At 56.9% G+C, this 23,387-nt stretch carries 21 protein-coding genes and 1 tRNA gene; 12 read left to right on the forward strand and 10 right to left on the reverse strand.

The genetic code is table 11. From position 1 onward, the window contains the following. Positions 1–5 precede the first annotated feature (5 nt). On the forward strand, positions 6–653 hold the full coding sequence (locus KI792_05050) for an ATP-binding cassette domain-containing protein (GenBank protein MBV6632388.1): 648 nt from the start codon (positions 6–8) through the stop codon (positions 651–653). A 16-nt stretch (positions 654–669) separates the two neighbouring features. Here the strand turns inward: KI792_05050 and KI792_05055 are convergent, their stop codons facing one another. Then, entirely contained in the window at positions 670–3,294 is a 2,625-nt protein-coding gene (locus tag KI792_05055) for a GAF domain-containing protein (GenBank protein MBV6632389.1), read from the reverse strand. A gap of 496 nt (positions 3,295–3,790) precedes the next feature. Between KI792_05055 and KI792_05060 the strand changes: the two genes are divergently transcribed. Genes KI792_05060 through KI792_05075 form a run of 4 tightly spaced genes read left to right on the forward strand, consistent with a single transcriptional unit; the run spans position 3,791 to position 7,876 of the window. After that, on the forward strand, positions 3,791–4,870 hold the full coding sequence (locus tag KI792_05060) for a glycosyltransferase family 2 protein (protein ID MBV6632390.1): 1,080 nt from the start codon (positions 3,791–3,793) through the stop codon (positions 4,868–4,870). 8 nt (positions 4,871–4,878) lie between these two features. Further along, on the forward strand, positions 4,879–5,598 hold the full coding sequence (locus tag KI792_05065) for an NTP transferase domain-containing protein (protein ID MBV6632391.1): 720 nt from the start codon (positions 4,879–4,881) through the stop codon (positions 5,596–5,598). Next, positions 5,595–6,626 carry an NAD-dependent epimerase/dehydratase family protein gene (locus KI792_05070; GenBank protein MBV6632392.1) on the forward strand — a complete coding sequence of 344 codons (1,032 nt, stop codon included), beginning with the start codon at positions 5,595–5,597 and terminating at the stop codon, positions 6,624–6,626. The genes KI792_05065 and KI792_05070 overlap by 4 nt, the downstream gene beginning before the upstream one ends. Positions 6,627–6,658: 32 nt before the next feature. Then, positions 6,659–7,876, forward strand: coding sequence for a class I SAM-dependent methyltransferase (locus KI792_05075; GenBank protein MBV6632393.1), 1,218 nt, complete (start codon positions 6,659–6,661; stop codon positions 7,874–7,876). A 3-nt stretch (positions 7,877–7,879) separates the two neighbouring features. Here the strand turns inward: KI792_05075 and KI792_05080 are convergent, their stop codons facing one another. The 4 genes from KI792_05080 to KI792_05095 form a co-directional block, all read right to left on the reverse strand. Further along, positions 7,880–9,028, reverse strand: a complete 1,149-nt coding sequence (locus KI792_05080) for a methyltransferase domain-containing protein (protein ID MBV6632394.1) — start codon at positions 9,026–9,028, stop codon at positions 7,880–7,882. A 35-nt stretch (positions 9,029–9,063) separates the two neighbouring features. Continuing rightward, entirely contained in the window at positions 9,064–10,446 is a 1,383-nt protein-coding gene (locus tag KI792_05085) for an ArsB/NhaD family transporter (GenBank protein ID MBV6632395.1), read from the reverse strand. Between the two features lie 33 nt (positions 10,447–10,479). After that, entirely contained in the window at positions 10,480–10,971 is a 492-nt protein-coding gene (locus KI792_05090; protein ID MBV6632396.1) for a CBS domain-containing protein, read from the reverse strand. Between the two features lie 243 nt (positions 10,972–11,214). Next, positions 11,215–11,763 (reverse strand): lipid-binding SYLF domain-containing protein, encoded by a 549-nt coding sequence (locus KI792_05095; GenBank protein ID MBV6632397.1) that lies wholly within the window; start codon positions 11,761–11,763, stop codon positions 11,215–11,217. A gap of 174 nt (positions 11,764–11,937) precedes the next feature. Between KI792_05095 and KI792_05100 the strand changes: the two genes are divergently transcribed. Further along, positions 11,938–12,171, forward strand: a complete 234-nt coding sequence (locus KI792_05100; GenBank protein MBV6632398.1) for an SHOCT domain-containing protein — start codon at positions 11,938–11,940, stop codon at positions 12,169–12,171. Positions 12,172–12,239: 68 nt separating this feature from the next. Here the strand turns inward: KI792_05100 and KI792_05105 are convergent, their stop codons facing one another. Both KI792_05105 and KI792_05110 read right to left on the reverse strand, forming a co-directional pair. Further along, positions 12,240–13,280 carry a TIGR00341 family protein gene (locus tag KI792_05105; protein ID MBV6632399.1) on the reverse strand — a complete coding sequence of 347 codons (1,041 nt, stop codon included), beginning with the start codon at positions 13,278–13,280 and terminating at the stop codon, positions 12,240–12,242. 16 nt (positions 13,281–13,296) lie between these two features. Further along, positions 13,297–13,371: transfer RNA gene (locus tag KI792_05110), tRNA-Val, on the reverse strand. Positions 13,372–13,558: 187 nt separating this feature from the next. Here KI792_05110 and KI792_05115 point away from each other — a divergent pair. Next, positions 13,559–14,578 (forward strand): sodium-dependent bicarbonate transport family permease, encoded by a 1,020-nt coding sequence (locus KI792_05115; GenBank protein MBV6632400.1) that lies wholly within the window; start codon positions 13,559–13,561, stop codon positions 14,576–14,578. A gap of 11 nt (positions 14,579–14,589) precedes the next feature. Here the strand turns inward: KI792_05115 and KI792_05120 are convergent, their stop codons facing one another. Further along, positions 14,590–14,928 (reverse strand): hypothetical protein, encoded by a 339-nt coding sequence (locus KI792_05120; protein ID MBV6632401.1) that lies wholly within the window; start codon positions 14,926–14,928, stop codon positions 14,590–14,592. A 41-nt stretch (positions 14,929–14,969) separates the two neighbouring features. Beyond that, positions 14,970–15,545, reverse strand: a complete 576-nt coding sequence (locus KI792_05125) for a hypothetical protein (GenBank protein ID MBV6632402.1) — start codon at positions 15,543–15,545, stop codon at positions 14,970–14,972. Between the two features lie 140 nt (positions 15,546–15,685). On the opposite strand from KI792_05125, the gene KI792_05130 reads away from it, so the two are divergent. The 5 genes from KI792_05130 to gorA all read left to right on the forward strand — a co-directional run bounded on the left by KI792_05130 (position 15,686) and on the right by gorA (position 23,147). Continuing rightward, the gene (locus tag KI792_05130; GenBank protein ID MBV6632403.1) at positions 15,686–16,726 is read left to right on the forward strand and encodes a hypothetical protein; all 1,041 of its coding nucleotides are present in this window, start codon (positions 15,686–15,688) and stop codon (positions 16,724–16,726) included. A 177-nt stretch (positions 16,727–16,903) separates the two neighbouring features. Continuing rightward, positions 16,904–18,265, forward strand: a complete 1,362-nt coding sequence (gene glmU, locus KI792_05135; GenBank protein MBV6632404.1) for a bifunctional UDP-N-acetylglucosamine diphosphorylase/glucosamine-1-phosphate N-acetyltransferase GlmU — start codon at positions 16,904–16,906, stop codon at positions 18,263–18,265. A gap of 2 nt (positions 18,266–18,267) precedes the next feature. Continuing rightward, complete coding sequence (glmS, locus tag KI792_05140; GenBank protein ID MBV6632405.1) at positions 18,268–20,115, forward strand: glutamine--fructose-6-phosphate transaminase (isomerizing); 1,848 nt, start codon at positions 18,268–18,270, stop codon at positions 20,113–20,115. Positions 20,116–20,189: 74 nt separating this feature from the next. Beyond that, the gene (locus tag KI792_05145; protein ID MBV6632406.1) at positions 20,190–21,680 is read left to right on the forward strand and encodes an NAD-dependent succinate-semialdehyde dehydrogenase; all 1,491 of its coding nucleotides are present in this window, start codon (positions 20,190–20,192) and stop codon (positions 21,678–21,680) included. 60 nt (positions 21,681–21,740) lie between these two features. Next, the gene (gene gorA, locus KI792_05150; GenBank protein MBV6632407.1) at positions 21,741–23,147 is read left to right on the forward strand and encodes a glutathione-disulfide reductase; all 1,407 of its coding nucleotides are present in this window, start codon (positions 21,741–21,743) and stop codon (positions 23,145–23,147) included. A 39-nt stretch (positions 23,148–23,186) separates the two neighbouring features. Here the strand turns inward: gorA and KI792_05155 are convergent, their stop codons facing one another. Then, entirely contained in the window at positions 23,187–23,381 is a 195-nt protein-coding gene (locus KI792_05155) for a hypothetical protein (protein MBV6632408.1), read from the reverse strand. Positions 23,382–23,387: the final 6 nt, after the last annotated feature.

Raw genomic sequence — 23,387 nt, forward strand, 5'->3', positions numbered from 1 at the left:
AGTCGATGGTTAAGGTAACAACAGAAGACGGGCTGGTATTGGATGCGGTTAAAATCTGGCTGCAGGACAAGGCAATCGTCGACTTATCCCTGACCGTACCGGCGGGGGAGGTAACCACGGTGATGGGGCCGAGTGGGGCGGGTAAATCCACCTTGCTGCATCTAATTTGCGGCACGCTGGGGGCGCCATTCCGGTTTGATGGTCGGGTCTATCTGAACGGTCGCCATCTGTGCCCATTGCCACCGCAGCGCCGGCAGGTTGGCATCCTGTTTCAGGATGATTTGCTGTTCCCGCATATGTCCGTTGGCGGCAATCTGGCCTTTGCTTTACCCACTGGGGTCCGGGGGCGGCAGGCCCGTCGGCAACGTATTGAGGATGCTTTGGAAGCGGCTGGCCTTGCCGGTATGGCAAACCGTGACCCGGCGACCCTGTCCGGTGGTCAGCGGGCGCGGGTGGCCGTGATGCGCGTGCTGCTCTCGGCGCCTCAAATTCTGCTGCTTGATGAGCCTTTCTCTAAGCTGGACAGCGAAACCCGAGGCCTGTTCCGTGACTTTGTCTTCACCCAAGCGAGAGAGCAGGGGCTGCCGACCCTTATGGTCACCCATGATCGCACTGATGCCGATGCGGCCGGTGGCCCGGTGGTTGAGATTTAGGCGCTTAACCGCGCCGCTATTGTGCGGCCAGGTTCTTTGACCGAAAGTCGAGTATCAACTCATTAATCCCATCCACCAGCTCCTCCATGCCGTAGGGCTTGGTGATGACCGGTACGTCTGGAAACTCGTCATTAAACGCATCGGCGGAACCATATCCGGTTGCGAGAACGAAGGGGATATCCGCCGCTATCAACGCATCGGAAATCGGGGTGCTGATCTCGCCATCCAGGTTGATATCCAGGATGCATAGGGTGGGCGCCTCCTTCTCCACGAGGCGAATGGCATCCTTACAATTCGCGGCCAAGAAGACTTGTTGAGCGCCCAGCTTTTGGAGGTGCTTCTCCGTTCCCATCGCGATCAACATCGTGTCTTCGACCAGTAGAACACGCTCAAACAGCTTCTGGCGTTCCTGTTTGATGTCCGTGCTTTTGCTTTGTGATGTCTTAGCTTCTGCCTTGCCTGTCTGCTCGCTGCCGCCGTTAACCTCGATATAGTCGGCGGGGATAAGGAACCTGGCTCTAACGCCGGATGGCGGGAACTGAATCTCAGCCTCACCTTTTAATTCAAAGGGGATCGAGCGTTCGATGATGGTGGTTCCAAAGCTTAGCAGCTCAGGCGCCTTGACCTTTGGTCCGCCGCTTTCCCGCCAATTCAGGCGCAGGGCGCCATTGGGCTCAACCTCGCTTCTGATTAGGACATGCCCACGCTTGTCACAGAGCGCGCCATACTTACTGGCATTGGTGATTAGCTCATGCAGAACCAGGGCGATGGTGGTGAAGGCCTTAGGGCTGATCATCACATCAACGCCCTCGATGCTTACCCGGTCGGCTTTGGTGCCGAGATAGGCACGGGTTTCAACCTGTATCAGCTCCTGTAGGCTTGCCGCATTCCAGTTCCGCTTGGTGATCAAGTCATGGGCATGGGCCAGCGCATGGATCCGGCCGCCGACAATCTCGGTGAAGTCATGGATGCTGTCTGCCCCGGTTTGGCTTTGTGAGATCAGATTGCGGATCAAGTTTAGGATGTTGCGAACCCGGTGGTTAAGTTCGGCGATTAATACCTCTTGCTGCGCCTGTGCCTTCTGCCGCTCGGCCAGGTTTACATCCGACATGCGCAAGACGATCTCTATCCACGTGGCCCTAAGGCCCGCAGCCAAGCCTTCCTCCGCCCGTGACCAAGGTTTGGAATACAGGCGTCTGGTCTCCTGCCAGGCGGCAAAACTTGCGCGGGGTGTTAAGGCAGAGGTACCGGGATTTGATTGAACTGGCTTCGATGGATTGCCGCCCCAGTAGAGGTCTGTAACTTCTTCCCGCCGGCAGAACACCAGATAGTCGCGTGGCTGCCTTGAGACCGGGATGGCGACAATCCCTGCAACTCTATCGGCATAGGCAGCCGCACTGGCGTGAAGGCCGGATAGGTTATTGGTGACAAAGTGCCGTCCGTTGGCTGCTTGGTTGAGGAGTGGTAGAAGATCATCGAACTCTGCCTCCGTAAGCACTGAGCCTGTGGCTTTGAACTTGCCATTGGCCCACATCATGGCCCCATCAAACTCGATAGCATCCTGGCTGGCTGAGACTAGCGTTTCAAAGTGATCGGCGATATCTGAGTCTTGGCTGAACTGGATGGCGACACTGTCATGCACCAGTTTGGCTTTGTCTCGCGCCTCTTGATCTTCCTTGGTCTCCAGCTCATCGATGGCAAGGGCGAAGAAATGGCCTACCACCTCAGCCGCGGCGCGCAGTTTGGGGTGGGGTAGGTGCGGTGAGTTGTGGTGACAGGCGATTAGACCCCATAGGCGTCCCTGGACGATGATTGAAATCGACATCGAGGCGGCGACGCCCATGTTCTGCAGATAGATTAGGTGAATTGGGGAGACTGATCGAACACTGGATAGACTTAAGTCGAGTATCGATCCCTCTACGCTTCTCTGCGGCACAATTGGATGCCCAGCGTCATGGACATCTGCAATGACCCGAATAAGGCTGCGCTTATAGAGTTCTCGCGCCTGCTTTGGGATATCAGAGGCCGGGTAGCGCAGACCCAGATATGGCTCCATATCCGGTTGCTTAACCTCGGCAATTACTTGCCCATCATCACCCTCTACGAACTTATAGATCATCACCCGATCAAAGCTGGTCAGCCTCTGAACCAGGTTTGCTGTGTTGTTGGCTCTCTGCACCAAATCTGGCTCACGGCGAAGGTCGTCCAAACTGGTTTGAAGCATCAGTAGAGAGTCGAACGCCTCTGCGTCCGGGGATGGATCGGGCTCAATATCGATTAAGATATGCTCGCCGCTGCGATGCAGGCTTAAGGCGAATGGATAGGGGGCGGTTTGGGCCAGCTTGATGCCAAACAGACGCTCAATTTGATCTGGCTCCGTTAGGCGGCTGGCAGCGGATTTTAGCTGGGCCATAACCTCTGCTGAAAACAGCTCCTGAAGCGGTGAGCCGAGCTTGGGGTGGTCCTCTAAGTCAATGATATCAAGAAGATTTTCTGAGTGGTGGGTAATGCGCCAATCTATTGAGGCGGCGATAACTGCGCCGAAGCTTTGCGCCAAACCCAGCTTGTGTATCGGCTCCCGGTCGCAGGTGGTTAAAGCCTCATTCAGGCCAGCAGCGCTAGGATCGAATAGTTGTGTCACGCAGCAACACTCCCCGGATAAACGGTCGGACACCAGCGGGCATTCTGCTGGTGGTCATGCTGTCGGGGGGAGAGTTTGCCGACACTGAATTGTTATCGAGCACCAGGATCTGGTGATGGTATTTTTAGGTGTTTGGCAGTACCCCCGAAGACTTGGAAGCTTTGCATAGTTATCCCAAATTGCAGCATGCAAATTGCGATGTTTTTCATCCTTGCGGGGTGTTTTTATTTGCCTCTATGTGTCCTGCTAAGAGCATACATATTTGTTCAGAGTAAAGTGCTAATGATTTTCTTGATCTTGCTGGCTTTTATTTCTTTTTGCGGCATCAAAATTCATTGTTATGGGCTCGACTTAACCGGGTAACGGTTTTGGCGGTGAGGACGTTGCTGGCACGCACAAGGCTTGCAATCACCTGTCTCTAGATGGCAGGTGACCATTAACTTGTTTCCAGGCCTCTCTTGCAGGCCGGTAATCCTGTCAGTCTTTTGTCCTTACAATGCCCGCCACCCCCAAAATCGATGTCTGCATTCCGATGTGGAATGAGGAGAAGCGGATCGGCCGTGTGCTTGACGGTTTGGTGGCGCAAAGTTTTCAGGACTTCACCGTCTCAATCTACGATAACGCCTCAACTGATGGCTCAATGGCTATCTGTGATGGCTATCGCGACCGGCTCGATATCACCGTTCATCAGAAGGCGCTGAATATTGGCCAGAACGCCAATATCAACCGCAGCTTCCTGAACGCGCGCGGCGACTATGTTGCGATCTGTAGCGCCAATGACGTGCTGGCGCCTGATTATCTTGAGAAGCTGGCGCATGCCCTTGATGGCGACCCGGATGCGTCCATGGCTTACGCCAAGGCCTTGCGGGTTGATCAGGACTACCAACCAATCGCCGACCAGCCGGTTAAATGGACGTTCTACTCAGCGGATCATGATGACCCAGTTGAGCGTGCCTGTGCTGTCATTGCCGAGTATCGCCAACCCTCAAATTTCTTTGCCCTTTACCGGCGCAGCATTCTCGATCAGATGATGCCGCAGCCATTTCGGTTTGGCGGCGATAACGTCTTCGTTTGTGAGGCGGCAACCTATGGCAAGATTCACTGTGTTCAAGATGCGCTGGTGTACCAGAGCGTGTCGCCGGGTCTGACGACCATGAACGAACGCATGCAGCACTTAATGCGTATGTTCTCCATGGATCATGAGCGCGGGCTTGACGTGCATTCATCCCTGGCGGCGTTAGAGCAGCTGTGCCCAATCGTCGATATGTACCATGCCCATATCAACATGTTCCGCCTGGCCAAGGTACCGGCCAAGCTACGCATGGATTTGATTGAACGTGGTAGTGCCGCCTTCATGAAACGGCGCGGCGAAGACGTTTCTAAGAATGTGCAGCGGGTGATTAATGTGGCCGGTGAGAACCTGCCAAAGCTATCGGGGGAGAGCTTCTTCCATCGCCTATTCATAGGACAGACGCTGCGCAAGATTGATGAGTGCCTACTGCTAGAACAGCCAGAGGCGCTGATGGAACTGCGCTCGGCCTATGCTGATCTATACGCGAAGCGGCCGGATCAATGATTGAGCAGGTGAAGGCCGTCATTCTCGCCGGTGGTAAGGGCGCACGACTTGGTAATGCCCCGGTGCCAAAGCCACTGACCCCTATCGATGGGCGACCGATCATTGAGCACGTCATGGCAATCTTTGGGCGTCAGGGCGTGACCGACTTCACCATCGCCACGGGGCACAATGCGGCGGCCATTGATGAGTATCTTGCCGACGGGGCAGTTGAGCGCAGCCTGCGCCAAGATGATTGGCGGGTGAGGGGTGTTGATACCGGGGCAGAGACGGCGACCGGTGGCCGGCTCCTGCGGTTGCGCGATCAGCTCGGCTCCACGCCATTTTTCCTGACCTGGACCGATGGGTTGGCCGATATTGACTTGAGGGCGCTGTATCAGTTTCACCAGGATCATGGGAAGCTTGTTACCGTGACTGCCGTTTATCCGCCGCCACGCTTTGGCCATTTGTCACTCGATGGCGACCGGGTTACCAGCTTTGCCGAGAAACCCACCAAATCTGAGGGGCGGATCAATGGCGCCTTCTTTGTTATGGATCCGAAAGCTCTCGATTACATCGCCGATGATCAGACCATGCTTGAAGATGCGCCAATGCAGGCCTTGATCGCCGATGATCAGTTGCGGGCCTATCGCCATAATAGCTTCTGGCAGTGCATGGATACACCGGCGGAGGCTGAGCGGTTAGATCAGCTGGCCAGGTCAGGCGCCGCGCCTTGGTTGGTGATACCGTGAAGCGCGTTCTTGTTACCGGTGAGAAGGGCTATATCGGCCAGGTTCTGCTACCCATGCTGCGCAGCAACGGGTGCAGCATTGTTGGCCTGGATCAGGGCTACTACCAAGATTGTAGCTTTGGTGATCCACTATCGGCAGACATCAGCCTTGCGAAAGATATCCGAACCGTTGAGGCCGGCGATCTGGAGGGCATAGATACTGTCATTCATCTGGCTGGCCTATCCAATGATCCATTAGGCGACCTCGATGCCCACACCACGCTGGACATCAATCACAAAGCCAGTGTTCGCCTAGCTGAACTGGCCAAGACGGCTGGTGTTTCACGGTTCGTCTTCGCCTCGAGCTGCAGCGTCTATGGTGCCGCTGGTGAGGAATGGATTGATGAGGGGAGCGCACTTAACCCGGTCACCCCCTATGGCCAGTCCAAGATACTCTCAGAGCGAGATATTGCCCCGCTGGCCGATGATGATTTCTGCCCTGTGTTTTTGAGGTTCGCCACCGTCTACGGCGCATCACCAATGCTGCGCTTTGATTTAGTGGTGAACAATCTGATGGCCTACACCGTGGCCAATAAGCAGGTGTTCCTGAAAAGCGATGGGCAGTCCTGGCGGCCATTGGTTCATGTGGCGGATGTTGCACAGAGCATTATTGCCGCCGCTGCCGCACCTGCCATGGATGTGACCGGACAGGTGTTCAACATCGGCCGAACGGACCAGAATTTCCGTGTGGTTGAGATTGCGGAACGCATTGCGGCGGCCGTGCCCGGTGCGAATGTGGTGTTCTCAGATCGTGCGAGTGCCGATCGACGATCCTACCGCGTCACCTTTGATAAGGCAGCGAGTGGCCTTCCCGGGTTCGAACCCGAATGGACTGTTGAGCGGGGTATTGGCGATTTGTTTGATCGTCTGTCCAACCATGCGGCCTCCGTTGATGAGTTTGAGGGACCACGCTATAGCCGAGTGGCTAAAATTCGCGCCCTGATCGCCGCTGGCGAGCTCGACGCCGCTTTGAATTGGACAAGCACCTGACGCGCATGGCGCCATCAGTTTACCCGCTAGATCTGCCAACGATCACCTGCTGTCGGTCCTGCCAGTCCCGTAACCTGTTCGCGGTTCTCGACTTCGGCATGACGCCGCTTGCTGATCGTTTGGTTCCAGAAGCACAGCAGGGTGAAGCCGACCCGGTCGCACCGCTTGCCCTGGTGGCATGCGCTGATTGCGGGCTGGCGCAACTCAGTGTGACCGTCCCGCCGGACACCTTGTTCCGGCATGATTACCCTTACTATTCATCCGTTTCCACGACACTGGCAGCACATTTCAAGGCCAGCGCTGACCGCTTGATCTCAGAGCTGCCGAAAGGGCCGTCGACTAAGGTTTTGGAGGCAGCGAGCAATGATGGCTATCTGCTGAAGCATTTCAAAGCGGCGGGGATGAGCGTGCAGGGCGTCGATCCAGCCCAAGGGCCAGCCGATGCCGCGAGGCAAGTGGGTATCGAGACGATTGATGGCTTCTTTAGCGACGAGCTCGTGGAGCAGCACCAGCTTGAGGCTGACCTGTTCCTTGCCAATAACGTCCTAGCCCATGTGCCCGACATTAATGGCTTCGCCGGCGGTATCGCCAAGTGTCTAAAGCCGGATGGGCGCGCGGTAATTGAGACGCCGTACTTGGCTGATCTAATTCAGAACCTCGCCTTCGATACCATCTATCATCAGCATGTCTTCCATTACTCCATGACGGCACTACGCCATCTGTTTGGGCGGCATGGGTTGGCCATCAATGATTGTGAGCGTTTGGACGTTCATGGTGGCTCACTCCGCCTATTCATCAGCAGGCAAGGTGCAGAGAGTGATCGGGTTTTGGCCTTGGTTGAGGAAGAGGCCACTGCTGAAATTCTAACGCCCGCTTACTACGCTGGGTTCAATCAGCGGATTGAGGGTCTTAAGGACCAGCTGTTGCAAACCCTGGCGGGTTGTAAGCAGCGCGAGGAGCGGGTGGTTGGATATGGTGCGGCGGCCAAGGCGGTAACGCTGCTCGCCCATTTTGGTCTGGGCTCCTCTGACCTGGCTTATATCGTGGATAAGAACCCGGTGAAGCATGGTTGGTATATGCCAGGGACCCGTATTCCAATCCAACCGGTCGAGGCCTTAGCTGATGACCGGCCAGATTACCTGTTGCTGTTAGCCTGGAACTTTGCTGACGAGATCATGGCGCAAGAAGCCGAGTTTCATCGGGCAGGGGGACGCTTCATCATTCCGATCCCAGAGTTTCGGATCGCCTGACCTTTAGTCGAAGGTCTTGAGCGTAGCCGTCACGCCGAGGCGTTTGAGGTCCGCTGCCACCTCATCCCGGTAGATGCCGTTCATCAATAAGACCTCGTCGAACTCGAGTTCTTTAAGCTGCTCTGGCCCGATAACGGGATGTCCGGTGACGGGTAGGTAGCAGCCCTGTTTGTGGGGGTTGATATCAACGGCGGCGAGCACCCGGTCCTGGCTATCGATGCTGGTTAGAAGCGCCACGGCTTTAGAACCGCCACCCCACAGCACAACCTTTCGATCTTGGTCACGCAGGGTCTGGAAGTAGGTTTGCCAGGCCTGCCGCTGGCTCAAGATCGCCGTCATATCGATCTCAGAGACGGCCCGGTCTACTGCCTTGGCGCTAGAGGCGCGCGCACGAAGGTCTAGATACTGGCCGCCGAAGGTCATGCTGCACTGGTCTACCGTGAAGCCACAGCCCTCAAACAGCCCGCTGAGGCTCTGTTGTGAGAAATAGGAGCAATGCTCGTAATAGATGTCCCAGAACGCACCCTCGGCCCCAACGCGGTCCCAGGAGGGGATTTGAATGAACACCGGCGTCTCTGGCTGGTTTTCTAGGGCTTGGCGGATGCCGGCGACGAACACGGCGACATCGGGTACATGCTCTAGCGTATTGCGGCAGATGATCAGCGCGGCTTGTTGAAGCGTGGTCTCGGGCCCTACGGCCTCCTGGATTATGGTGAGCTCACCCTGGGCGATTTGTGGCCGTCGCTCAACCAGGGCTGCGGGGTCGTAGCCGATGCCATGGCCAACACCGGCGTTACAGAGGGCGGCCAGGAACTCGCCATGGCCGCACCCAATCTCAATCACTGTTTTGCCTTTGAGATTGTAAGCCTCAACCAACTCGACTGCTTGCTGGTCCAGGAACTTACGATAGGTGCCAGAGTAGCTTTGGGTGCTCTCATACCCTGATGAATAGTCGATCAGCCCTGCATCGAACTCAGCGTTCCAGACGAAGCCACAGCGCACGCAGCCATAAAGCGATAGATCGCCTCTGGCGGCCGCACGCGCCGATGCCTCATCATGGTGTAGACGAACGGAGTTGACCGGAATTTGCGACACCGCATAGCCCAGCCTTTGGCCGGAATGGTTGCAGGCTGGGCAAGTGGTGTTGGTCATGTAGTCCGGTACTGGTTGGGGCCTAAGCTGATCGCTTAGAGGCCGTAATACAGCACCATGTAGACATGAGCCATGGCGATCGTCAGCATCATGAGCGGGAAGCCGGTTTTCAGGAATTTCAGGAACGAAATCCGCTGATTGGCACGCTCAGCGAAGCTGGCAACCATCACATTGGCCGACGCCCCAACGAGAGAGCCATTGCCGCCCAGGCAAGCACCAAGGGACAGGGCCCACCAGATTGGCATCACGGCCTCACGACCACCCATATCAGCCTCAACCGACGCGATCAGCGGGATCATGGTGGCAACGAACGGAATGTTGTCGACAATGGCTGAGAAGACAGCCGAGACCCAAAGGATCAGCAGCGCGGTAATCGCGATGTCACCACCGGTGGCGGCAAGAAGCTTCTGACCGAGAAGTGACAGCAGGCCCGCTTCCTCGACGCCATAGACCAGCATGAATAGGCCGATGAAGAAGAAGATCGTGTCCCACTCAACAGTGCTGAGGGCAGCGTGAACCTTCTCAGATTGTGCCTCCGGCTTCAGGCCAAAGGTGTCGATCATCATCAGTAGCGCAGCACCGGTTAGGGCGACCGTGCCTGGCTCAATTCCATGGCCGTGGCCATAGACGAAGCCGAAGATGACCAGGGCCATAACACCAAGTGACTGCACCAATAGCTTCTTGTCGGTGAGCGCCTCGCTCGGTTCAAAGTGCATAAGGCGGGCACGCAGGCGCATGCTCACATTGAAGTTCCGACCCCAGATCAGGTGGAACAGCACCATCATGACGATCAGGATGATCACCGAGGCTGGGCCGGTATTGTAGATGAAGTCCATGAAGGACAGGCCGAGGGCAGAGCCGATCAGGATGTTTGGTGGATCACCGATTAGGGTCGCCATGCCGCCAATGTTCGAGGCAAAGATCTGCGAGAACAGAAACGGGTAGGCGGGTAGCTTTAGTTGGTCGGTAAGCAGCAGCGTAACCGGCACGATCAGCATCACGGTCGTGACGTTGTCGAGCAGGGCGGAGAACACCGCCGTGATAATCGCCAGACCGGCGAGCAACGAGGCGGGATTACCTTTCACCTGCTTGGCGGTCAGGATCGCTACATACTGAAAAACACCGGATCTCTTGGTGATACCGACAATCGCCATCATCCCAACCAGCAGGAAGATGGTGTTGAAGTCGATACCCTCGACCGCCGTGTGTTGGTTCATCACGCCCAGCATGATCATCACACCGGCACCGATGAGGGAGATCACCGTGCGGTGGATGCGTTCGGAGATAATGAAGATATAGGCGATGCAAAGAACGATCGTTGCGGTGATCATTGGGTCCCAACCGAAAACAACGGTTGAGGCAGCATCGAGTGCGCCATGGCCGTGATGGCCAGCGCCGTGGGTGTTGAGCGTGCTCATATCGAATTACTCAAATGTCGGGAGAGGGGGCGCTTACTCTTGGTCGAGCTCAGCGTCGTCGGCTTCCATCTTCAGCAGGGCATCAATCGCCGATTGCTCTGAGATGAGGCCCATAAGTTTGCCATCATGGCGGTCCACCACCGGAAGTGGGGAGCCGTACTTCACCAACATGCGAAGTGCTTCCCAGGTTCGGGTGTGGGTCGTGATCTTGATGCTGTCCTCGGCGGAGACGTGATCGCCAACCTTGGACGGGAATTGGTGACGCAACCGGCTGGCCAACACGGTGCTGGCGCCAGCGGCGAAATCGAGGGAGGCCATGCCATCGGTCATGTAAGACGGCACCAGGCTGCGGATCACCTCATGGGTTGAGAACATGCCGTGAAAGACATTCTCTTTATCGACGACAGGCGCTGCGCGCAGGCCATTATCATCCAGAATGTGCAACGCCTGTTCGACGGTGGCGTCCAAGGGCACGGTGATCACATTGGTGATGCCGAGCAGGGTCAAAATGCGGGCGGGGGCCATAATGGTTGCTTCCCAAAAATCTAGTCATATCGCAGTAAGGTGGCGGTCGGATAAAACACCGGCTGCCCGTTCGGCGTGTTGATGTGCATCAATTATCCGAATGAGATCAGTGTTTTAACGGCATGGCAGATATGCCGTTCTGGGAATTGTTGCACTGCAAGAAAAAGAGCCCCGGCAAATTACCGGGGCTCGTTAACCAGGAATAATCAGTGGATGTTGCCTACTTCTGGTCAATTGCTGGGATCAGGGATCAATCTCGGTAATTTTTGAGCCCTGAATGCTGCCGCCACCCATCAGGCCGCTCTGTCCAAAGAAGACGGGTGCGATGTCGCCTTGCAGGTTGTTGGTGCCAAGTGACTTGGACCAACCCTCATCACCACCGACGAGGGTAGGGCCAACGCCAAGTTCCCAACCGCTGCTGTCGCGCAGGTATTGCAGCCCGTTGTCGGTTAGGAAGAACATTGCATAGCTAAAGGTCTGACCGCCAAGCTGTAGGCCAATTGAAGCTGAAGCGATGTTGTAAAACTCGGTTGGTTTGCCATCGACAATCAGCGCGCCTTCGCCAAACTGTCCACCAATGATGACGCCGCCCTTAACGATCTCTGGGAAGACCAGGATCGCAACCGACTTCTCACCGAGCGCTTTGGTGTCTGGCTCGCTTTGATACAGCTCCTCCAGCGCGGCGAGGGCCTTATCACCCAGTTCTTTGGCTGGATCAGCGAAGGCGGATAAAGGGCTAGTCGTGGCGAGGATAGCGGCCATCAGGGTGGCCAGGAGGAAACGTGGGATCATGGGGAAATGCGCTCCAAATCGGCGGGAAGTTGGCGCGCATGGAAGCGGTATTGGTGATCCAACGCAAGGTCATACATATCCACTAAGCGATTAAAACTGTTGAAACATTGAGCTTCTCTCAACCTTGGGGATGCTGTAAGCAGCCAAACATCGTGATTTTTCAGGAGGCGAACCGTGCGATCCCTAATCAAGCTTATTCCCGTTCTTTGTTTAACCGTGTTTCTGGCTGCCTGCGGCGGTGGTGAAGACAAGGCCGAACCAACCGCTAGTGCCAGCGCAACGGTGAGCCCAAGCACCACCATGGGCCAGGAGCTGACCGACCTTAAGGCTGCGTTTGATCAGGGTTTGCTGACCGACGAAGAGTATGAGACGGCCAAGCAGAACATCATCAAGCGGTATGAGAACTAAGGCCTGTTGCGTCTGTTCTTTGGGTGGCCCGGTGTCCTAGATGCCGGGCCATTTCTTTTGGGCGACACCTAGTCCGAGGGGGAGGCGGTGTGGCTGACGATGTTGAGCGGCATGACCGTCAGCTTCAGCACAATCTCTTCACCCAGATCATTTGAAATCAGCTGACGAAACTTCTCTGCCAGCACCTCGATATCGTCCAAATGTTTACCTTGGCTGATGAACAGCATTGAGATTTCAATTTGGTCATTGACCCGCCGCGCCCCAACTCGGCGGACATAAAGCTCTTTGGTGGCGAAGTTCTCACTGTTCTCAACCGCCTTGGCGTAAAGGCGCTTAACCCGATCCTCGGCATAGATCAGCTCAAGCTGCTTATCCAGCTGTCCGGTGATAAAGCCGATTGAAAATAGCAGGGCGAGGGAGACACCGATCGCACGCCGCCAATGGCCATACCCAAGCGCGGCAAACACGGCGAGTGCGGCCGCCACAATGGCGATCATATTGGTGATGAAGAGCAGGAACGCACCCGCTGCCATCAGATTGCCATGACCGCCAAATCCAAGATTAAGGTCGGCGAACTCAAGCCCCTCATCGGTCACGGCCGCTTCACCCACGGCAAGGCCAATGCCACAGACCGCCAGGGGTGGGACCAAGGCAACGGCAATGGCCACCCCAGCGATTGAGTTCACAATGTTCAGCCGCGCATGGGCAAAGGCGGCGGCCCCGCCGGCACAGATCGCGATAACGAGATCTAAGGTGGAGGGCAGGGTTCGTGCCGATATCTCAGGCCCGACGACCCGCAAGCCGAAAATCTCTGCAATTCCGAAGGCAATCGCGACGACAAAAACGGCGCCAGTGCAGACCGCGAGTAGTGAGGTCAGGGCGAGTTGCCTGTTGCCCGCTAAGGTACCGATGGCGAGGCCAATGATCGGGGCCATCAGTGGGGCAACGATCATCGCGCCGATAATCGCGGGCGCGCTGTCTTGGATTAACCCAATCGACGCAATCGCCGCTGCCATCAGCAGCATGAAATAATAGCCAAGGGTGGGGTGCGAAGAAGTTTTGGCCTGCTCGACCAGGGCTTCTTCCGTTATGGCGTTTTGAGGATTCACGGTGTTTTCTATTCGATGGTGGGCGCGACTGGGATTGAACCAGTGACCCCTGCCGTGTGAAGGCAGTGCTCTCCCGCTGAGCTACGCGCCCGTAACCGGCATGCATATGCGGATTACTTGGGCGTGGGTGTAAGTCGCCGGATGCACGGTGTCAAGCCGTGGCCTATCCCCCAACTCTTAGCAGTAAAGCATCAGGAATACCGCCGGATTGGCTTGAGTATCGCGGCGGGTCCCGATACATCAGGGCCACCTCGAACAATCATAGGTTGAGCGCCGCAATGGATTTGCTGGCTGATTTTTTCCTGCGCTTCCTGACCCAACTGCAGAGCCCGACATTGGGCTTTCTGATTGGGGGCATTCTGCTGGGTGCTTCCGGCAGTAAGCTGCAGGTGCCTGACGCAATCTATCAGTTTGCTGTCTTTATGCTGCTGATGCGGGTTGGTCTGAACGGCGGCATGGAAATCCGTGAGGCCGATTTAAGCACCATGGCGCTACCGGCCTTCATGGCGGTGCTGGTCGGCTTAATCATCGTCTTCCTCGGCCGCTTTACGCTCGCAAGACTGCCTGGCGTGAAGGTTGAGGATGGCATTGCCACCGCCGGGTTGTTTGGCGCCGTCTCTGCGTCAACCCTCGCTGCCGCAATGGTGGTGATGGAGCAGGAGAGCCTGACCTATGAAGCTTGGGCGCCGGCGCTCTATCCGTTCATGGATATTCCCGCGCTGATCCTCGCGATTGTCCTGGCCAAGATCTATCTCGCCAAGGGTGAAGCGGGCGAAGACGGTGAGGGTGAGGGCAAGCGGGTTGCCGTTTGGCCAATCATCCGCGACAGCCTGCGTGGCTCTGCCCTGTCGGCGTTGATCCTGGGCCTGATCCTGGGGCTGGTAACAAACCCAGAGCGGGTGTTCGACAGCTTCTATGACCCGCTATTCCGCGGCCTGCTCTCAATCCTGATGCTGATTATGGGCATGGAGGCCTGGACCCGCCTGGCTGAACTGCGCCGGGTTGCCCATTGGTACGCGGTTTACGCTGCCCTGGCGCCGATTGTTCACGGCCTGATTGCCTTTGGCCTCGGCTACATCGCCCATGTCGCTGTTGGGTTTAGCCCAGGCGGTGTGGTGATCCTGGCCGTATTGGCGGCCTCAAGTTCGGATATTTCGGGCCCGCCGACGCTGCGTGGCGCGATCCCGACGGCCAACCCGTCATCCTATATCGGTGCGTCTACTAGTGTTGGTACGCCGGTGGCCGTGGCGATTTGCATCCCACTCTTCATCGCGATGGCTGATGCCATCTTTAAGTAGGTGATGGGGGCCTATTCTTCGCCTTCAGCTTCTGGCTGAAATTTGTGTGGGCGCAGGATCTCTACATTCTCAATGTAGGTGATGCCTGAATAGTTCTCAAAGAATGTGTCAGCCGTCTTGGTGGCAATGGCCTCTGCCACTTCCTGGCTATCGGTGATTACCTCGAACTTCACATTGGCAAAGTCGCCAATGACGTTGGCGCGGTCGGCGCGACGAATGCCACGGCTGCCCTTACCGCCAGCGGCCACAACGGTATGACCACTGCCGCCGCATTCTTCGATCAGTTTGGAAACCTGCTCGGCGATAATCTTTTCGGTGATGATCACCACCTTTTTGGCCTTATGGATCATTGGGCTGAACTTCTTCTCTAATGGGCCTGGTCGCGTGTTGCTTAACCGTCTTTTACCGGGAAGGTGATGGAGGCCTCAATCGCTTTATCACGTTCAATATCCCGGACCTTGGCTTCAACCTTGCGCACCATCTCTTCCTGGATCGGTGGGATTAGAGTCTCAAGATCATCCTCAATATCGCTCAGGATATCCTTCACCGTGTTGACGACTTCCCAGGCCTGGTCATTGGTTTGCTCGTGATAGCCAATGACAAACAACAGATCGGGCCCTTCCTTAATGATCTCAATTGGTGGCCGGCGCCCGCTGGTTGGTCGGCAAGCCAGTAAACCAACATCGCCTGAAGCCTTAATCGTTATGGAGAGATGGGTGACGCTTTTGGTCGAGGATTGCTTGTACTCCTCTACCTTCTGGGCCGTGCTCTTCTTGGTGCCAACAATGCTGCCTTCATCAATCTCTGGGGTCTTCAACTTAAAGCCAGCCGCAATCCCCTCGGCGCCACCAGCCACCTGAAGGCGCAGGGCAAACTCACTTTCAGAGAGGCTTAGAACTGGATTGATGTAATTGCGGGCCAGCCGCTCGATCTCTGAATTGATCGGTGTTGAGAATGCTTGGGTCACAGGCGGGTCTAAGTTGCAAGTCACGAACCGTTGCCAGGCACCATATCAGCGATCCGCTCAAACGCCCACAAACGCAATGTCCGGACGCGTGTATCAGCGAATGACAATTTACGCTATAGTAGTGGTGAAGGTGCTTGCCTATGGCAGCATCGATCGGGGTCTATGGGGATGGTTTGGCTGTAGAAGCGAATGCATTAACCGGTGCTGTGAGTGCCAGCGCACATGCCGGAATTAAGAACGGGACGCGGCGCTATCTGGGCCACCCAGAGTTCGGATCGCACCAGCAAGACCGTCATGTTGCGTTCGCGGCATCTGAGATGCCTGACGGGGATAAGCCTGTCGACCAACTCACCAACATGCTGGATCAGTTGGGTGAAAAGCATGCGGACGCTGATTCATCAGCGGCCGCGTCTTTAGTTCGGGTTTCGACAGAAGATGGACCGAACGGTCGGTCCCTGAAGTTGGAAGCATCATCAATTGGCGATTGCGATGTTTTTGTTGCTGTCACACCCGGCGATGGTGGACCAACCCGCGTGCAACGTCTGTTCGATGATGAGTGTTTCCCTGCAGAGTTTGGCCGGGAAACGCCAGCTCTCCGCAAACTAGTAAATGGCATCGGTCTCGATGTTTTGCCGGAGACAATGTCGCAGACGGTCAAGTTTGATTTGCAGCCTGGTGATACCGCGACGGTGATTACGGCGAGCGATGGCTATTGGGATGGCTATTGCGATGCCTGTAAGTTTATCGATCAGGGCATGGAAGTGGAGGATGCTAATCGAGCGATACGCGAGTTGATCGGTGAATCTATTGACCGTGGGTTAGCTGATCCCTCTTCGCCCATGGCTGACCGGCTGGTTGATGACATCATCGAGAGGGCAGAAGCCGCCGCGCGGAGAAACACCGACAACATTTCGACCACCGCATTGGTGATTGAGGGGGATAAGCCTGCGCCATCTCCAATTGTTATCGGATCGATTGATGGCTCGGGTAAGGTTGGTCCCACGGAAGAGATGGTGGACAGCATGGTTGCTGACATCCATGAACGGTTTGGGCCCAGCATTGTCGCGGCAAATGACAGTCAGCTGAACACTGAGGCTGCTTCCCGACTGGGGAGTTGGCGAGCCGATCGAGCCCCCAAAGGCCCAACAACAGGCCCGGAGCCAAAGGCTCTTAAGCGCTAGCCAAGTCCCTGGCTTTGAAGGGTAATCAGGCCGCAGTCGTTTGCCCTGTAAAGCGCTGCAACAGTTTTTGATTTTCGCACCGCACAATGCTGTGGCAGGAAACAGTCCTGTTGATTGACGAGGCCAAGGCCCGTCCATGCCCCCGCAGCTGCGCCCAGGATGGCGCGCCCGTAACCCATGACCGATCTTCATATCATTGTGCTCGCCGCCGGGCAGGGTACGCGGATGAAGTCCGCCACGCCGAAGGTGCTGCACCACGTCGCCCATCAGCCAATGCTGGCCCATGTGTTGGCTGTTGCCAGTGATTGTGGCGCGGCCTCTGTCACCGGGGTGGTCAGCCCAAACATGCCAGCGCTTGAAACTGCTTTTACTGGCCATAGCATCGCGGTCCAACAAGTGGCTCAGGGAACGGGTGATGCCGTTAAGGCCGCATTGTCAGCAATTCCCGCCGATGCAACAGGCATTGCCGTGGTGGTCTACGCCGACACGCCCTTGGTCCGGCAAGAAACAATCGAAGCGCTGGTCGCCCCCATTCGTGAGGGGAATGCAGCCGTTACCTTCTTCGCCATGCGGGTGGCAGAGCCGGGTGCATATGGCCGGATGGTGACTAATGGTGCCGGTGAACTGCTGCGTATTGTTGAGGCGAAGGAGGCTGATGCCGAGACTCTGGCAATTGATCTCTGCAATGGCGGGTTCTGCGCTTTCGATCTCGCCAAGGGCCGGGCATTGGTTGCGCAGATCGATAATCAGAACACCAAGGGCGAGTACTACCTGACCGATCTGGTGGAGATTGCCCGGGACGCTGGCCATGGGGCCATGGCGGTTGAGGGACATCCCACCGATGCCATGGGGGTCAACGACCGTGCTGACCTCGCCAAGGTTGAGGCGGTGATGCAGGACCGCCTGCGGGCCCGGCATTTGGTCAATGGTGTCACCATAACAGCGCCAGAGACGGTGTTTCTGGCGACGGATACATCGCTTGCGCCCGATACAATCGTTGAGCCGCATGTGGTGTTCGGCCCTGGCGTTAATGTGACGGGTGCTGCCACCATCCGCGCCTTTTCGCATCTCGAGGGCTGTGAGATCGGCGCTGGCGCCACCATCGGCCCCTATGCGCGTATCCGACCAGGCAGTAGCATTGGTGCCCAGGCGCGGGTCGGCAACTTTGTTGAGACCAAGAATGTTGAGATGGGTGAGGGGGCGAAGGCCAATCACCTAACCTATCTGGGCGATGCCACAATTGGGCCAGATGCCAATGTTGGTGCGGGCACAATTACCTGCAACTATGACGGATTTTCCAAATCACGGACTGAGATTGGCCGCAATGCCTTCATAGGCTCCAACTCAGCGCTGGTCGCCCCGGTCAAGGTGGGTGACGGCGCCATCATCGGTGCGGGCAGCACCATCACAAACGACGTAGACGCCGACGCTATTGCGGTAGCGCGCGGAATCCAGGTTGATAACCCGGGCCGTGCCGCCACGTTCCGCGAGATGCGTGCGGCGGAGAAGGCCAAGAAGGCCGCTAAGAAGGATAGCTAACCATGTGCGGTATTATCGGGATTCTGGGCGATGGTGATGTGGCCCCAGCTGTGCTTGAGGGGCTGAAGCGCCTAGAGTATCGGGGTTATGACAGTGCCGGTATTGCCACCCTCTCCAACGGCCATATTCAGCGCTGCCGGGCCGAGGGCAAGATCGTCAACCTGGCTGGCAAGCTGGACGAGATGCCTTTGGAGGGTGATGTTGGTATTGGCCATACCCGCTGGGCGACCCATGGCGCGCCGACCGAGAACAATGCCCACCCCCATGCCACAGAGCGGGTGGCCATTGTCCATAACGGCATCATCGAAAACTACCAGGAGCTGAAGGCGGAGCTGAAGGAGAAGCAGCACCGCTTTGAGACCGAGACGGATACCGAGATCGTCGCCCATCTGGTGACCGATTACCTGCAGCAGGGTTTGGAGCCGGTTGAGGCTGCCAAGGCCAGCTTTGCCCGGTTGGAAGGGGCCTACGCCCTGGTGCTGATCTTTGCGGGAGAGCATGACCTGATGGTCGGTGCCCGCCAGGGGACACCGATGACCATTGGGTATGGTGAGAGGGACCGCGAGGGGCAGATGTTCCTCGCCTCCGATGCCGTGGCGCTGGCCGCTTACACCAACCGTGTTTGCTATCTTGAGGATGGTGATTGGACCGTCATTCGGCGCGGTAAGGCAGAGATCTTCCGCCGTGATGGCAGCACAGTTGAGCGCCCAATCCGTCAAAGCTCAGTCACCGGCGCCATGACCGGCAAGGGTGACTACCGTCACTTTATGCTCAAAGAGATCCACGAGCAGCCAGAGGTGATCGGTAACACTGTGAATGCGCACCTGCATCCGGCAACGGGCGAGGCCGCGTTTGAGAGTTTTGATTTCGACTTCGCCAATCTGAACCGACTGCACATCACGGCCTGCGGTACGGCATTCTATGCTGGCCTGGTCGCGCGCTATTGGTTTGAGGAAATTGCCGGACTGCCAACTGAGGTCGATATCGCGTCGGAGTATCGCTATCGCAACCTGCCAGCCTCGGAAGGTTCAGCAACCCTCGTGATCTCCCAATCTGGTGAGACGCTGGATACGTTGGAGGCATTGCGCTTTGCCAAGAACCAGGGACAGAAGACCCTGGCCGTGGTCAATGTGCCGGAGAGCACCATGGCGCGGGAGGCAGACCAAACCGTCTACACCCTTGCCGGCCCTGAGATTGGCGTTGCCTCAACCAAGGCGTTTACCACCCAGCTCTCAACCCTAGCCTGTCTTGCCATGTATGCCGCACGTAAGCGTGGCCATGTTGATGAGGTGAAGGAACGCGCGTTGTCTGCCGCCCTTCGTGAGGTGCCAGCCCGGATTGCTGAGGTTCTAAACCATGATGAGGCGATCAAGGAGATCGCGGCCGATATCACCAGTGCCCATTCGGTGCTCTATCTCGGTCGTGGCCGTTCCTATCCAATTGCGATGGAGGGCGCGCTAAAGCTGAAGGAAATCTCTTACATCCATGCTGAGGGTTATGCGGCGGGGGAGATGAAGCACGGGCCAATCGCCCTAATCGATGAAACCATGCCCGTCGTGGTGGTAGCGCCATCGGACCGTTGGCTTGAGAAGACGCTATCCAATGTTCGTGAGGCAACCGCCCGTGGCGCGCGCCTGCTGCTAATTGGCGATGAGACATCGGTGAAGGCGTTAGAGGACGTCACGACCTGGTCAATCCCAATGCCAAGCATACCGTCAGAGGCTGCATCTTATATGGCGCCGATCCTCTACACCGTGCCGGTCCAGCTGCTCGCCTATCATGCAGCCGTCCTGAAAGGCACCGATGTTGACCAACCACGTAACCTCGCCAAGGCGGTAACAGTGGAGTAGGGGGCAACCTCTCCCTTTGCTTTTGCCCGCCGGTCTACCTATCTGTACGGCAACGAATTACGGAGGGCCGCCCCATGGATACCATCGACACCACTAGCCTGCGTTTGAAGCTCAACGATCCAGAGCTGTTCCGCAGCCAAGCCTATGTCGACGGCGCGTGGATTGATGCCGATAGCGGCGCAACCTTTGAGGTGACCAACCCCTCAACCGGTGAGGTCATCGGCACGGTACCCAATCTGGGTAAGGCCGAGACTGATCGTGCCATTGCCGCGGCCAATGCCGCCTGGCCTGCCTGGAAGGCGAAGCCAGCAAAAGAGCGCGGTGCCATCCTGAAAAACTGGCTGGGCCTACTGATGGAGCATCAGGAGGACCTGGCCCGCCTCATGACGCTGGAGCAGGGTAAGCCACTGGCTGAGGCCAAGGGTGAGATTGCCTATGCCGCCAGCTTTGTTGAGTGGTTTGCAGAAGAGGCGAAGCGTACCTATGGCGAGGTGATCCCGACCCATATGGCTGATCGTCGGATCATGGTGACGAAGGAACCAATTGGCGTCACCGCCGCCATCACGCCCTGGAATTTCCCAACCGCGATGATCACCCGTAAGGCAGCGCCAGCACTGGCCGCTGGTTGTCCGATGGTGGTGAAACCGGCTGAGGCGACGCCATACTCTGCGCTTGCCATGGCGGTTCTGGCCGAGCGGGCCGGTCTGCCGAAGGGCCTGTTATCGATTGTTACCGGCAGCGCGAGCGGCTCGATTGAGATTGGTAAGGCGCTCTGCGATAACCCGATCGTCCGCAAGCTTTCCTTCACCGGTTCCACCGAGGTTGGTCGCATTCTGATGCGCCAATGTTCGGATACGGTGAAGAAGGTGTCGTTTGAGCTGGGCGGCAATGCACCCTTCATCGTCTTTGATGACGCCGATCTTGATGCGGCGGTTGAGGGGGCGCTGGTCTGTAAGTACCGGAATGCCGGTCAGACCTGTGTCTGTGCCAATCGCATCTATGTTCAGGACGGTGTCTATGATGCCTTCGCGGCCAAGTTTGCCGAGGCGGTTAAGGGCCTCAAAGTCGGTGATGGCTTTACCGAGGGCGTTGATGTTGGCCCGCTGATTGAGATGGCGGCGGTTGAGAAGGTTGAGGATCACCTAGCTGATGCCACTTCCAAGGGCGCTGAGATCATGGCCGGTGGCGCGCGGGATGAGCATGGAGAGTTATTCTTCCAGCCAACCCTGCTGTCCGGTGTGACCCAGGAGATGAAGGTTGCCCGTGAGGAGACCTTTGGCCCGCTGGCGCCGATGTTCCGGTTCAAGACCGAGGATGAGGTGATCAGCTATGCAAATGATACCGAGTTTGGGCTGGCCGCGTATTTCTACGCCCGCGATATCGGTCGGATCACCAAGGTTTCTGAGGCTTTGGAGTATGGCATGGTGGCGGTGAATACCGGCATTCTGTCCACCGAGGTGGCGCCATTTGGCGGTGTTAAACAATCCGGCATCGGTCGTGAGGGTTCACATCACGGCATCGATGAATATCTAGAGATTAAGTACACGCTGATTGCCGGCCTCTGATCTGATCTCTGCGCTGACGATCCAAAACAAAGCACCCAACAAGGGTGGGGAGTGCCGGAGATGGCTGATAACGCCCGCAAGTTTGATTTCGACTACTTTGTCATCGGTGGTGGCTCTGGCGGTGTCCGCTCCGCCCGCATCGCTGCCCAGCATGGCGCCAAAGTCGTGGTGGCAGAGGACCGCGATATGGGCGGTACCTGCGTCAATCGCGGCTGCGTACCAAAGAAGTACATGGTTTTCGCTGGTCAGCACGCCCGCGCGTTCCAAGACGCCGTTGATTACGGCTGGGAGCATGAGGGCGGTAAACCAGCGTTCAACTGGCCAAAGCTGCGCGATGCCGTAAACGGTACGACCGATGTTATCAGCGGTAAGTATCAATCCGGCTTGGACGGTGTGAAGGCGACAACCTTCAATGCCCATGCCCGGGTCACTGGCCCTAACGAAGTGACAGTCGGCAATCAAACCGTCACGGCTGAGCATATCCTGATTGCTACTGGTGGCGTCCCCTCCATGCCGGATATGCCGGGTGTTGAGTATGCCATCAGCTCTGATGAGATCTTCCACTTACCGGAGTTTCCGAAGCGGCTTGTGGTTGCTGGTGGTGGTTATATTGCCCTAGAGTTCGCCAGCATATTCAATGCATTAGGCAGCGACGTGACAGTGATTTATCGGGGTCCTGAGATCCTGAAAAATTTCGACCATGACCTGCGCCAGCAGCTGACTGAGGACTTCCTCGCCAGTGGCATCAAAATCCACTTCAACACCACCATCCCGAAGATTGAGAAGGAAGGCGACACGCTGAAAGTCCATCTCACCGATGGTGATGTGTTAGATGCTGATCAGATGCTGTTTGCCATTGGCCGCCGCCCACGTATCGCAGGCCTTGGCCTCGATGAGGTTGGAATTGAGACCAATGAGGCTGGCGCCATTAAGGTTGATGAGCATTACCGAACCAATATCCCGTCAATCTATGCGGTTGGGGATGTGACGGACCGTGTAAACCTAACGCCGGTGGCGATTAGGGAAGGGCACTGGCTTGCCGATCAGCTGTTTGGACCAGAGGGTCGAAACAAAATCGACTATGCCATGGTCACGACCGCCGTCTTTACCACGCCTGAGTTAGCCTCGGTTGGCTTGAGCGAGCAGGAAGCTGTTGATGCTGGCTTTGATGTAGAGGTGTTCCGCACACGGTTCCGTGCCATGCGCTACACCCTTGGTGGCAACCAGCCTTGGTCCATGATGAAGCTGGTCGTGGACCGGGATAGCGATCGTGTGCTGGGCGTTCATATGTTGGGCGAGAATGCCGCTGAAATTATTCAGGGTCTGGCGGTTGCCGTTACCCTAGGCGCCACCAAGGCGCAGTTTGATGCGACGGTGGCCCTGCATCCGACGGTGGCGGAGGAGTTCGTCACCATGCGTGAGCCCGCGGCGTCCACCTTGAAAGAACGCCGCCAGGCAGCCGAATAACGATCTGGATTTACTGATGCGATAGCGCAGCGGGGGTGATTAATGAATCACGCCCGGATTGTGGAGCACGTTGACAATGCCGAGGTAAGCAGTCTCGAGCTGACGCAATCTGTGCTGCTCAATTCGGTTCATCCGCTCCTTACGTTCGTCGAGATCGACGAGGACGCGTGATGCTTTGGTCAGGTCACCCTCGACGAGGGCTTGCTCTAATTCACTAAAATGGTTGCCGTACATGGGGTT

This window comes from Alphaproteobacteria bacterium SS10 (assembly GCA_019192455.1).
In the GTDB taxonomy this organism is placed as follows: Bacteria; Pseudomonadota; Alphaproteobacteria; order TMED2; family TMED2; genus TMED2.